The sequence below is a fragment of the Streptomyces sp. NPDC001530 genome, from assembly GCF_042894545.1.
Lineage (GTDB): Bacteria > Actinomycetota > Actinomycetes > Streptomycetales > Streptomycetaceae > Streptomyces.
The window spans coordinates 296,335-308,544 of sequence record NZ_JBIAVS010000012.1; the positions used below are offsets into that span (position 1 = coordinate 296,335).

Genomic DNA, 12,210 nt, shown 5'->3' on the forward strand with positions numbered 1-12,210 from the left:
CTCGGTGGCGTGCCACGTGGTGACGGTCGACTCAATCATGATCTGCTCCCCGGTGAGAAAGGCCCCCAGGACGCTTGCGGCGTCTTCGGTGTCTGGGCTCCGGGCGAAGAGGTCGCCAAGCTCACTTACTTCGGGCTCTACGCCCTCCAGCATCGGGGTCAGGAATCCGCGGGAATCGCGGTCAGCAACGGCTCCCAGATCCTCGTCTTCAAGGACATGGGGCTCGTTTCCCAGGTCTTCGACGAGACCTCGCTCGGTTCGCTCCAGGGTCATATCGCGGTCGGTCACGCCCGCTACTCGACCACTGGCGCCTCCGTGTGGGAGAACGCCCAGCCGACGTTCCGCGCCACCGCGCACGGTTCCATCGCGCTCGGCCACAACGGCAACCTCGTCAACACGGCGCAGCTCGCCGAGATGGTCGCCGACCTGCCCAAGGACAACAACGGCCGCTCCACTCGTGTGGCAGCCACCAACGACACCGACCTCCTCACCGCGCTGCTCGCGGCCCAGGTCGACGCCGACGGGAAGCCGCTGACCATCGAGGAGGCCGCCCACACGGTCCTTCCGCAGGTCAAGGGCGCCTTCTCGCTCGTCTTCATGGACGAGCACACCCTCTACGCCGCCCGCGACCCGCAGGGCATCCGCCCGCTGGTCCTCGGCCGTCTGGAGCGCGGCTGGGTCGTCGCCTCCGAGTCCGCCGCCCTCGACATCTGCGGCGCGAGCTTCGTGCGCGAGATCGAGCCGGGCGAGTTCGTCGCCATCGACGAGAACGGTCTGCGTACGTCGCGATTCGCGGAAGCTAAGCCCAAGGGCTGTGTCTTCGAGTACGTGTATCTGGCCCGCCCGGACACGGACATCGCCGGTCGGAACGTGTACCTCTCGCGCGTCGAGATGGGCCGCAGGCTCGCCAAGGAAGCCCCTGTGGAGGCCGATCTGGTGATAGCGACCCCGGAGTCCGGGACGCCCGCCGCGATCGGTTACGCGGAAGCCTCCGGCATCCCCTTCGGTGCCGGCCTGGTCAAGAACGCATACGTCGGCCGGACCTTCATCCAGCCCTCGCAGACGATCCGCCAGCTCGGCATCCGTCTGAAGCTGAACCCGCTCAAGGAAGTCATCAAGGGCAAGCGTCTGGTCGTCGTCGACGACTCGATCGTGCGCGGCAACACCCAGCGCGCCCTGGTGCGCATGCTCCGCGAGGCGGGCGCCGCCGAGGTCCACATCCGGATCTCGTCCCCGCCCGTGAAGTGGCCCTGCTTCTTCGGCATCGACTTCGCGACCCGCGCCGAGCTGATCGCCAACGGCATGACGATCGAGGAGATCGGCACCTCGCTGGGCGCCGACTCCCTCTCGTACATCTCCATCGACGGCATGATCGAGGCGACCACCATCGCCAAGCCGAACCTGTGCCGCGCCTGCTTCGACGGCGAGTACCCGATGGAGCTCCCGGACCCCGAGCTGCTCGGCAAGCAGCTCCTGGAGACCGAGCTGGCCGCCGGGCCCGCCGCCACGGCCGCGGCTGACGCCATCCGTCGCCCGTAAGCGCCGCAGAGCCCCGTATCACCAACCCGAAAGATCCCAGGCAATGTCTGCTGTATCTGATCGGTCGACTGCGTCGACGGGCACTGCTTCCGGTGCTTCCTACGCGGCTGCCGGCGTCGACATCGAAGCGGGCGACCGCGCCGTAGAGCTGATGAAGGAGTGGGTGAAGAAGACGCAGCGCCCCGAGGTCCTCGGCGGCCTCGGCGGCTTCGCCGGCCTCTTCGACGCCTCCGCCCTCAAGCGCTACGAGCGCCCGCTGCTCGCCTCCGCGACGGACGGCGTGGGCACCAAGGTCGACCTCGCCCGGCAGCTCGGCGTGTACGACACCATCGGCCACGACCTGGTCGCGATGGTCATGGACGACATCGTGGTGTGCGGCGCCGAGCCGCTCTTCATGACCGACTACATCTGCGTCGGCAAGGTCCACCCGGAGCGCGTCGCGGCCATCGTGAAGGGCATCGCCGAGGGCTGCGTCCTCGCGGGCTGTGCCCTCGTCGGCGGCGAGACGGCCGAGCACCCTGGTCTGCTGGGCCCGGACGACTTCGACGTCGCGGGCGCCGGCACCGGTGTGGTCGAGGCCGACCGGCTGCTCGGCCCGGATCGTATCCGTAAGGGTGACGCGGTGATCGCCATGGCGGCCTCCGGTCTTCACTCGAACGGGTACTCGCTGGTCCGGCACGTCCTCTTCGACCGCGCGAACCTCAGCCTGGACCAGCACGTCGAGGATTTCGGCCGCACGCTCGGCGAGGAGCTCCTGGAGCCCACCAAGATCTACTCGCTGGACTGCCTGGCGCTCACCCACACCACCCAGGTGCACGCCTTCAGCCACATCACCGGCGGCGGGCTCGCGGCCAACCTGGCCCGTGTCGTCCCGGACGGCCTGCACGCGATCGTCGACCGCGAGACCTGGACCCCGGCCCCGGTCTTCGACCTCGTCGGCCGGACCGGCGACGTCGAGCGCCTGGAGCTGGAGAAGACGCTGAACATGGGCGTCGGCATGATCGCGATCGTCCCCGAGGAGTCCGCGGACGTGGCGCTCGCCACCCTCGCGGACCGCGGCGTGGACGCCTGGGTCGCCGGTGAGATCACCGAGCGCGGCGAGCACGCGACGGGCGCCGCGCTGATCGGCGACTACGCGGTCTGAGCAAGGCAGCACGAAACCCGGTCCGGCGCTGAGCCCCGGACCGGGCGAAGTGCAGTTGCTACGAGAAATCCGCCAACAGAAACCTGTTACGAGAAGAATCTGTTACGAGAGATCGCGGAAACTGCGAGGGACGCTGATGCGTCAAGCACCGCGACGCTGCGACTGGGGACCGGACTGGTCGTCCTCGTCCTCATCGTCGTCGTTGTAGAGATCCGCGTACTGGGCGTACGGGTCGTCTTCCTCGTCGTCGTCCTCGAACGGCTCGCCATTAGGCGGCTGGTTCGAAGTCGAAGCGCCCAGCTCGTTGGCCAGACGCGACAGGTCAGTCCCGCCGCTGTTGTACTTCAGCTGGCGGGCGACCTTCGTCTGCTTGGCCTTGGCCCGGCCGCGCCCCATGGCTCGACCCCCTCGGTGACGGGGCTCGACGGCCCCAGAGTCTTGACACGCGTTCATGATCTGGAACGGGCTCTCCGTGGAGAGACCGGTCCGTAGGGCTTCCACGGTACCTGAGCCCGCGCCCATACGGTACGTCGCCCGCAGGACGTGCCTTCGCCCAGAACCCGCGAGGCGCCCTGTCCCCGCTGGTCAACCGCGATTTTAACCTGTTCTTGGCCAACGACCCGCCGATCGACGTGAGAGTTCTCTCTAAGCGATCCATCGGCGGGTCCCTGACAAGCGCGGAAGGGGCCGGAACGATTGGTTCCGGCACTTTCGCTCGGGCTCCGCGATCAGCGGCGCCGCGCCTCCGCCATCCGCTGCTCGGCGATCCGGTCGGCCGCGGCAGCCGGCGGAATGCCGTCCTCCTTCGCACGTGCGAATATGGCCAGCGTGGTGTCGAAGATCTTCGCCGCCTTCGCCTTGCAGCGCTGGAAGTCGAAGCCGTGCAGCTCGTCGGCGACCTGGATGACACCGCCCGCGTTCACCACGTAGTCGGGGGCGTACAGGATCCCGCGGTCCGCGAGGTCCTTCTCCACGCCCGGGTGCGCGAGCTGGTTGTTGGCAGCGCCGCACACCACCTTCGCGGTGAGGACGGGCACCGAGTCGTCGTTCAGCGCCCCGCCGAGTGCGCAGGGGGCGTAGATGTCGAGGCCCTCGGTGAGGATGAGTGCCTCGGTGTCCGCGACGGCCGTGACGCCGGCCGGGTGCTTGTCGAGGATCCGGCGCACCGACTCCTCGCGTACGTCCGTGATCACGACCTCGGCGCCGTCGTCGAGCAGGTGCTGCACCAGGTGGTGGCCCACCTTGCCGACGCCCGCGACACCGACCTTGCGGCCGCGCAGCGTCGGGTCGCCCCACAGGTGCTGGGCGGAGGCCCGCATGCCCTGGAAGACACCGAAGGCGGTGAGGACGGAGGAGTCCCCGGCGCCGCCGTTCTCCGGCGAGCGGCCCGTCGTCCAGCGGCACTCGCGCGCCACGACGTCCATGTCGGCGACGTACGTACCGACGTCGCACGCGGTGACGTACCGGCCGCCGAGCGAGGCCACGAAGCGGCCGTACGCGAGGAGCAGCGCCTCGGACTTGATCTGCTCGGGGTCGCCGATGATCACGGCCTTGCCGCCGCCGTGGTCGAGACCGGCCATGGCGTTCTTGTACGACATGCCGCGCGAGAGGTTCAGGGCGTCGGCGACGGCCTCCTCCTCGTTCACGTACGGGTAGAAGCGCGTACCACCGAGGGCCGGGCCCAGGGCGGTGGAGTGAATGGCGATGACGGCCTTGAGGCCGCTGGCGCGGTCCTGGCAGAGCACGACTTGCTCATGACCCCCCTGGTCCGAATGGAACAGGGTGTGCAGGACGCCGTCGGTTACGTCGGTCACTGTGGTGACTCCCAGGTAATAAGCGGCGGTTGGGTGCGGGGCCCGTGCGGATGGCGGGCTCCGTGGGCATGAGACTAGAGCCTGCGCCCACCCGCCTTCGGTGCAGTGTTCAGGATCACCCACCGGTGGCGTACAGCCGTGGTTCGATTTGCATAGATTTCTCGTCAGGTTGTGTGCGGTTTTCGCTGGTTTTCCTGGTGGCCAACGGGGGAGGGAGCAGGCGTGCCCAAGGTGTCGTCGGTGATCGTCCCGTATGCGTCGTATCTGCGCGTGTACGAACCGCTGGCCGCCTTCCCGGAGCCGGAGCGCGGTCACTGGGCGCGCTACGCCCGCCGCACCGACCGCCCCTCGTACCAGGACGAACTGCGCCGCTCGCTGGCGGATTTGCTGCCCACCCCGCCGATCCCGGTGCCGGTGCACGAGAGCAGCGACGCCTTCGTGGCGGAGATCGACGGGGTGCTGTGCGTCTGCCCCTGGCGCACCCGGCTGCGCGGCTGGCAGGCCCTGGGCGAGCTGGCCGAGGAGCTGCCGCCGCCGGTCCTCGACGCGGTCCTGCCGCCGCTGGTACGCCGTCAGGCCGCCCTGGACTACGAGCGCTGGATGGCCCGCAACCCCGACGCCCGCCCGTGGATCCGCACCTCGACCTGGCAGGTGCCGCTGAACTGGTTCGTGCTCGTCGCCGACGAGGAGCGGGAGTACGAGAAGGGGGCCGGGCCGGGCGGAGCCCCGCCGGTGCTGCGCTACCGGACGCCGATGGTGCAGGCGCGGCGGCGGACGGCGCGGGCCCTGAAGACGCTCAAGGACACCCTCGACGAGGGCCCGCTCATCGACGGCCTGGTGGACGTGGGGCGCTGGCTGGAGGAGTTCCATCCGCGCTCGATGGTCGAGCTCGACTACGGCGGGCTCGTGCACGCCCTGCCGGCCGGGCAACTCGAGGGTGACCACTCGGCCGCGGACGTCGCCGAGGGCATCGAGGCGCTGCGCGAGGGGGACGGGGCCGCGGCGGGCGAGGCGTACGGGCGGCTGGTGGAGCGTTGGCGGTCGGTCAGGGACCGGCGCTCGGCGAACTGAGGCCCCTGGGGCGCGTGGGTCACCTGTGCCGTGTGATCTGCTTCTCACCGGTTCGCGTCGAACTCGCGTATGGTCCTCACACACTGAAGAACCCTCACTCCGGGACGTAGGTCCTGATCCGGTCTTTCGTCCCAAGCGGTGTAAGTCGGTGCCAAGCGTGATGGACAGCACTTACCTGACCCTTGCGCCCCTTGCCCCTCCTCATGCCAAAATAGGACAAGGAACCCCGGGGAGGGGTCCGTCCGCCCATATATGGGTGGAATCTCAGCATTGCACGCTATGGGGGGTCTGGTGACTCCTGATCGCCCTGTGACTGATCGTCACAGTGGCGTGACTGTCCGCTATGGCATGGTCCATCGGCTTCCGTCGCTGATGAACACCTGGGAGGGCAATTCCATCGGTTTGGCCGACGCGGCTGGACAGATGGTGTAGTTGTAGTGCCGAGGACAAGCCGTTCGTCCTATAACCGACTCGACTCGCGTCCGCCATTTCGGGCAACGCGGGTCAAGGTGCAGAATTTAGAGGAAAGAACCGAGAAGGTTCGGTTCTCCCGAGGAGGCCGCTCATGACCGCTCGCACCCCTGATGCCGAGCCGCTGCTGACCCCGGCTGAGGTCGCCACGATGTTCCGCGTCGACCCCAAGACGGTCACGCGGTGGGCGAAGGCCGGCAAGCTCACGTCCATCCGCACGCTCGGCGGACACCGCCGCTACCGCGAGGCTGAGGTCCGCGCACTGCTCGCGGGTATCCCGCAGCAGCGCAGCGAGGCCTGAACAACTGCATAACCGGGCAATTCGGTAGGTCCCCCAACTTGCCGAGACGTCCGAACCACAGCTCCAAGCGACGCGGGTTCTGCCCCAACAGAGCCCACGCCCAAGCTTCTTTGGTACGTGACAAGGGTGCGTCGTCGATCGCGCTGGACTCCGCCGGGTCCAGCGCGATCTTTTTTGTGCCCTGTCCGTGCCCGGACGGCCGGCCTGTGAGCGGCCTTGTCGGAGTCTGGGGAGGGGTGTCGGATCTCCTGTGGGCGCCCTCGGTGACCGGTGCAATTGCACATATTAAATTGACCAGTTGTGGGCGGGGTGTAAGTTCCGCACTTCTGAAAACTTATGCGGTGACACCCGTCACATGCCACAGTCCTTGTTGCCTTCGGGGCTTCTGCGCTAGGGGAGTTGAGGTGATGCGCAGGCGGATGTGCGTCCGGACCCCTGCCGCCCGCTGGGCGCGTCCGTAGCCCTTGGTCATGCCTTGGAGGGGCTTTCGCCCTCGGCGGCGCTCCTAGGGTCTTCCTCGCCTCGAGGAGCGGGCTCCATGGCCAGTCGCAGGAGCTGGTGGCAGATCGGGCAGTGCCGCGTCAGATGGCGGTATCCGGAGGCGGCCGACAGGTGGGCACGGAGCAGGGCTCGCGTCTCGTGCCTAGCGATGGCCGCCATACGCACCTCCAGGGGTCGTGGGCCCTGGTTTCTGGGTACCGGCGGAATGTGACGCCGTCAAGGCGCGCAGCCGGCATGAAGGCGGCGGAAGGCGACACGACGAGGGCGGAAGGCGACACGACGAAGGCGGAAGGCGACACGACAAAGGCGGAAGGCGACATGAGAAGGCCCGGAGCCGAAGCTCCGGGCCTTCTCATCCATGCGGTCCTGACGGGATTTGAACCCGCGGCCTCCACCTTGACAGGGTGGCGAGCACTCCAAACTGCTCCACAGGACCAGGTTTCACAGCGACTCATTCTTGCGCTGTGCTGCGAGAAGAGACTGTACAGGAGGGGTGGGCCCGGGGTCGAACTCACCCAACGTACCGGCTCCGTTACGGGACAGCCGCGTCGATCGCCTTCACGATGCGCTTGTCGGAGACCGGGTACGCCGTGCCGAGCGCGTGGGCGAAATAGCTGACCCGGAGCTCCTCGATCATCCAGCGGATGTCCAGGACCTGCTGCGGGACCGGCCGGCCCTGGGGCAGCTGCTCCAGGAGCCACGCGTACTCGTCCTGCATCTCGTGGACCTTCTCCATGCGGGTGGTGTCCCGCTGGACGTTGGTCGGCATCTGCTGCAGGCGCCGGTCGGCGGCGATCAGGTAGCGCATCAGGTCCGGCAGCCGGCGCAGCCCCGTCTCCGTGACGAAGCCAGGCTTCACAAGGGCGTTCAGCTGGCTTCGTACGTCCGTGAGGTTCGCCAGGAGCGTCGGGCTCTGTACGCCCTTCAGACGGCGCTCACAGGCCTGCCAGGCGGCAAGGACCGGCTCCACCTGGCCCACCGTACGGACCGTCGTGTCGACGATCTCGGCGCGCACCTTGTCGTACAGCTTCCGGTACGACTCCTCGTCCCACGCCGGGCCGCCGAAGTCCCCGATCAGCTTGTCCGCGGCCGCCATCGCGCAGTCGTCGAAGAGGGCCTGGATCGAGCCGTGCGGGTTGGCGGAGAGGGCGAGCTTCTGGGCGTTGGTGAGCTTGTCCGAGGCGAACTTGCCCGGGTTCACCGGGATGTTGCGCAGGATCAGCCGCCGCATGCCCTTCCACATCGCCTGCGCCTGCTCGGCCTCCGTGTCGAAGAGGCGTACGGAGACGGTGTCGCCGTCGTCGACCAGGGCCGGGTACGCCTTCACGGGCTGGCCGGCGCGACGGGTCTCGAAGACGCGGGTGAGCGAGCCGATCGTCCAGTCCGTCAGGCCCGTACGTTCCAGGGACTCGCCGCCCTCGCGCTCCGCCGTCGCCGCCGCGGCCTGCGAGAGCGCCTTGCGCGCCTTCGGCTTCAGCCGGAGCTTCAGCGCCTCCAGATCCTTGTCCTCGGCGAGTTTGCGGCGCCGCTCGTCGACGATCCGGAAGGTGATCTTCAGGTGGTCGGGGATCCGCGACCAGTCGAAGTCCTCGGCCGTGAGCGGCACGCCGACCATGCGCTTCAGCTCGCGCGCCATGGTCAGCGTCAGCGGCTCCTGGAGGGGCACGGCCCGCTCCAGGAACTTCTGCGCGAAGTTCGGGGCAGGGACGTAATTCCGCCGGATCGGCTTCGGCAGGGAGCGGATCAGCTCGGTGACGACCTCTTCCCGCAACCCCGGGATCTGCCAGTCGAAGCCCTCGTCCGTGACCTGGTTCAGTACCTGGAGCGGGATGTGCACGGTCACGCCGTCCGCGTCCGCTCCCGGCTCGAACTGGTACGTCACCCGGAACTTCAGCCGTCCCTGGCGCCAGGAGTCGGGGTAGTCGTCCTTGGTGACCGCCCCCGCCTTCTCGTTGATGAGCATCTCGCGCTCGAAGTCGAGGAGCTCGGGCTCCTCGTGGCGCTTGTGCTTCCACCAGGAGTCGAAGTGCGCCCCGGACACGACGTGTTCGGGCACCCGCTGGTCGTAGAAGTCGAACAGCGTCTCGTCGTCGACGAGGATGTCCCGGCGCCGCGCCCGGTGCTCCAACTCCTCGACCTCGGTGAGGAGTTTGCGGTTGTCGGCGAAGAACTTGTGGTGCGTACGCCAGTCGCCCTCGACGAGCGCGTTGCGGATGAACAGCTCGCGGGAGACCTCGGGGTCGATCCGCCCGTAGTTGACCTTCCGCTGCGCGACGATCGGTACGCCGTACAGCGTGACCTTCTCGTACGCCATCACCGCGGCCTGGTCCTTCTCCCAGTGCGGTTCGCTGTACGTGCGCTTCAGCAGATGCTCGGCGAGCGGCTCGACCCACTCGGGCTCGATCTTGGCGTTGACGCGCGCCCAGAGCCGTGAGGTCTCCACCAGCTCGGCGGACATCACGAAACGCGGGGGCTTCTTGAAGAGGGCGGAGCCCGGGAAGATCGCGAACTTCGCGTTGCGCGCGCCCAGGTACTCGTTCTTCGTGCCCTCCTTCACGTCCTTCATGCCGACGTGCGACAGCAGACCGGCGAGCAGCGACACGTGGACGCTCTGCTCGGCCGCGTCCTCCTCGTTCGGATGGATGCCCATCTGCTTGGCGACCGTGCGGAGCTGGGAGTAGATGTCCTGCCATTCGCGAATGCGCAGGAAGTTCAGGTACTCCTGCTTGCACATCCGGCGGAAGGCGGAGGAGCCGCGCTCCTTCTGCTGCTCGCGGACGTACCGCCACAGGTTCAGGAAGGCGAGGAAATCGCTCGACTCGTCCTTGAAGCGGGCGTGCTGCTGATCGGCCTGCGTCTGCTTGTCGGCCGGGCGTTCACGCGGGTCCTGGATGGAGAGCGCGGCCGCGATCACCATGACCTCGCGTACGCAGCCGTTCTTGTCGGCCTCCAGGACCATGCGGGCCAGGCGGGGGTCGACGGGGAGCTGGGCCAGCTTGCGCCCGGTCTGCGTGAGCCGCTTGCGCGGGTCCTTCTGGGCCGGGTCCAACGCGCCCAGTTCCTGAAGGAGTTGGACGCCGTCGCGGATGTTGCGGTGGTCCGGCGGGTCGATGAAGGGGAACTTCTCGATGTCGCCGAGGCCGGCCGCGGTCATCTGCAGGATGACGGAGGCCAGGTTCGTACGGAGGATCTCGGCGTCCGTGAACTCCGGGCGGGCGAGGAAGTCGTCCTCGCTGTACAGCCGGATGCAGATGCCGTCACTCGTACGGCCGCAGCGGCCCTTGCGCTGGTTGGCGCTGGCCTGCGAGACCGGCTCGATGGGCAGGCGCTGCACCTTGGTGCGGTGGCTGTAGCGGGAGATACGGGCGGTGCCCGGGTCGATGACGTACTTGATGCCCGGAACCGTGAGGGAGGTCTCGGCGACGTTGGTCGCCAGGACGATCCTGCGGCCGGTGTGCGGCTGGAAGACGCGGTGCTGCTCCGCGTGGGAGAGGCGGGCGTAGAGGGGGAGGACTTCGGTGAAGCGGTACTGCTTCTTGACCAGCGCGTCGGCGGTGTCGCGGATCTCGCGTTCGCCGGAGAGGAAGACGAGGATGTCGCCCTTGCCCTCGGCCTGGAGCTCCTCGACGGCATCGCAGATCGCGGTGATCTGGTCGCGGTCGGAGTCGTCGGAGTCCTCTTCGAGGAGGGGGCGGTAACGCACCTCGACGGGGTACGTACGGCCGCTGACCTCGACGATCGGCGCGTCGCCGAAGTGGCGGGAGAAGCGCTCGGGATCGATGGTCGCGGAGGTGATCACGACCTTCAGGTCCGGCCGCTTGGGCAGCAGCTGAGCGAGGTAGCCCATCAGGAAGTCGATGTTGAGGGACCGCTCGTGGGCCTCGTCGATGATGATCGTGTCGTACGCGCGCAGCTCGCGGTCCGTCTGGATCTCGGCGAGCAGGATGCCGTCGGTCATGAGCTTGACGAAGGTGGCGTCCTGGTTCACCTGGTCGGTGAAGCGGACCTTCCAGCCGACGGCCTCGCCGAGCGGGGTGTCCAGCTCCTCGGCGACGCGCTCGGCGACGGTACGGGCGGCGATACGGCGGGGCTGGGTGTGCCCGATCATGCCGCGGACACCACGCCCCAGCTCCATGCAGATCTTGGGAATCTGGGTGGTCTTGCCGGACCCGGTCTCACCGGCGACGATGACGACCTGGTGATCGCGGATGGCGTCCGCGATCTGGTCCTTCTTCTGGCTGACCGGGAGCTGCTCGGGATACGTGACGGCGGGCACGCGGTCGCGGCGCTCGGCCATGCGTGCCTCACCCTTGGCGACCTCCGCCTCGATCTCGGCGAGCACGGCGGAGCGGGCCTCGGGCTTGCGGATCTTGCGCGCGCCTTCGAGCCTGCGCCCGAGCCGGTGCGCGTCGCGCAGGGACAGCTCGGCCAGACGGGGGGCGAGATCGCCGAGGACGGGGGCAGGATGCGTAGACATACGCCGTCCAGGATCTCACCTCGCCGAAATTCCTGGCGAACGCTTTTGCGCCCGGCGGCTCCGGGCGCGCCGCCGGCCCTCGGTCAGGGCTGTTCGCGGGGTGATGTGTCGCGCTGGGCCATGGCCTTCGCGGTGTTGGAAACGGCCTTGATGCCCAGATACGCGGTGGTCATCGTGCTGACCGCGGTGAAGGCGGCGCTGATGACGCCGAGGGCGACCGACTTGTCGCCGTTCAGCTGCCAGACGGCGACCCCCGCGATCGCCGCGATCACGACGTTGCTCAGCCCGACGGCGATCAGCCCGAAGAGGGCACGATCCCGCTCCAGCTTCAGCTCGCCGCCCGTGGCTCCCGTGGCTCCGGTGGCCCCCGTGGCTCCGGTCGCTCGCGCGGTCGCCGACTCGCCACCCGCCGGCGATCCGGCTTCCGACCCATCAGGGCTCGTCGTCATGGTCCCCCCACCAGAAAGCGCTGCTTCACCAGGCCGAACGTAGCGCCGTGCCGCGAACATGCCAAGTCGAGCCGGAACTGCCCGACACCCGCCGAGTCCCGGGGTACGACGAAGGCCCCGTCCTACCGGACGGGGCCTTCGGGTTGTGGCTGGGGCCGGGGGGCCGGGGCGAACCGGCGACCGCTGCGCCCGATTGCGGCTGCGCCGCGGGCATGGCGTCCACCTCGGCAGGGTGGCGAGCTGGGGCAGATAAACGATCAAGGGCCCCGTCCGTCTGGACAGGGCCCTTGGGTTGTGGCTGGGGCCGGGGTCGAACCGGCGACCTATGGCTTTTCAGGCGATCGCTGGTACCAACTGAGCTACCCAGCCACGAGGTTTCCAGGAGAAACCTCAGCGGTCCTGACGGGATTTGCTGTACCCGATTGCGGCTGCGCCGCGGGCGC

Annotated in this window: 9 protein-coding genes and 2 tRNA genes; 4 read left to right on the forward strand and 7 right to left on the reverse strand. The window is 68.3% G+C overall.

Annotation, left to right across the window (positions count from 1 at the left end; genetic code table 11):
- The first annotated feature begins 9 nt into the window (after positions 1 to 9).
- Positions 10 to 1,539 (forward strand): amidophosphoribosyltransferase, encoded by a 1,530-nt coding sequence (gene purF, locus ACFY0T_RS26030; RefSeq protein ID WP_388875032.1) that lies wholly within the window; start codon positions 10 to 12, stop codon positions 1,537 to 1,539.
- 43 nt (positions 1,540 to 1,582) lie between these two features.
- On the forward strand, positions 1,583 to 2,683 hold the full coding sequence (purM, locus tag ACFY0T_RS26035; RefSeq protein ID WP_388875035.1) for a phosphoribosylformylglycinamidine cyclo-ligase: 1,101 nt from the start codon (positions 1,583 to 1,585) through the stop codon (positions 2,681 to 2,683).
- A gap of 141 nt (positions 2,684 to 2,824) precedes the next feature.
- Here the strand turns inward: purM and ACFY0T_RS26040 are convergent, their stop codons facing one another.
- A complete protein-coding gene (locus tag ACFY0T_RS26040) occupies positions 2,825 to 3,079 on the reverse strand; it encodes a DUF3073 domain-containing protein (protein ID WP_095935302.1) in 255 nt (84 codons plus the stop codon).
- Positions 3,080 to 3,411: 332 nt separating this feature from the next.
- Positions 3,412 to 4,497, reverse strand: a complete 1,086-nt coding sequence (locus ACFY0T_RS26045) for a Leu/Phe/Val dehydrogenase (RefSeq protein WP_388875039.1) — start codon at positions 4,495 to 4,497, stop codon at positions 3,412 to 3,414.
- Positions 4,498 to 4,719: 222 nt separating this feature from the next.
- Between ACFY0T_RS26045 and ACFY0T_RS26050 the strand changes: the two genes are divergently transcribed.
- The gene (locus ACFY0T_RS26050; RefSeq protein WP_388875042.1) at positions 4,720 to 5,568 is read left to right on the forward strand and encodes a hypothetical protein; all 849 of its coding nucleotides are present in this window, start codon (positions 4,720 to 4,722) and stop codon (positions 5,566 to 5,568) included.
- A 565-nt stretch (positions 5,569 to 6,133) separates the two neighbouring features.
- On the forward strand, positions 6,134 to 6,340 hold the full coding sequence (gene bldC, locus ACFY0T_RS26055) for a developmental transcriptional regulator BldC (protein ID WP_003949541.1): 207 nt from the start codon (positions 6,134 to 6,136) through the stop codon (positions 6,338 to 6,340).
- 468 nt (positions 6,341 to 6,808) lie between these two features.
- Here the strand turns inward: bldC and ACFY0T_RS26060 are convergent, their stop codons facing one another.
- From ACFY0T_RS26060 to ACFY0T_RS26080, 5 genes are all read right to left on the reverse strand, one after another.
- Complete coding sequence (locus ACFY0T_RS26060; RefSeq protein WP_388875045.1) at positions 6,809 to 7,000, reverse strand: DUF6274 family protein; 192 nt, start codon at positions 6,998 to 7,000, stop codon at positions 6,809 to 6,811.
- A gap of 202 nt (positions 7,001 to 7,202) precedes the next feature.
- Positions 7,203 to 7,277, reverse strand: a tRNA-Asp gene (locus ACFY0T_RS26065).
- A 96-nt stretch (positions 7,278 to 7,373) separates the two neighbouring features.
- Positions 7,374 to 11,318, reverse strand: a complete 3,945-nt coding sequence (hrpA, locus tag ACFY0T_RS26070; protein ID WP_388875047.1) for an ATP-dependent RNA helicase HrpA — start codon at positions 11,316 to 11,318, stop codon at positions 7,374 to 7,376.
- Between the two features lie 83 nt (positions 11,319 to 11,401).
- Positions 11,402 to 11,767, reverse strand: a complete 366-nt coding sequence (locus tag ACFY0T_RS26075) for a hypothetical protein (protein WP_388875050.1) — start codon at positions 11,765 to 11,767, stop codon at positions 11,402 to 11,404.
- 295 nt (positions 11,768 to 12,062) lie between these two features.
- Positions 12,063 to 12,136: transfer RNA gene (locus tag ACFY0T_RS26080), tRNA-Phe, on the reverse strand.
- Positions 12,137 to 12,210 lie beyond the last annotated feature (74 nt).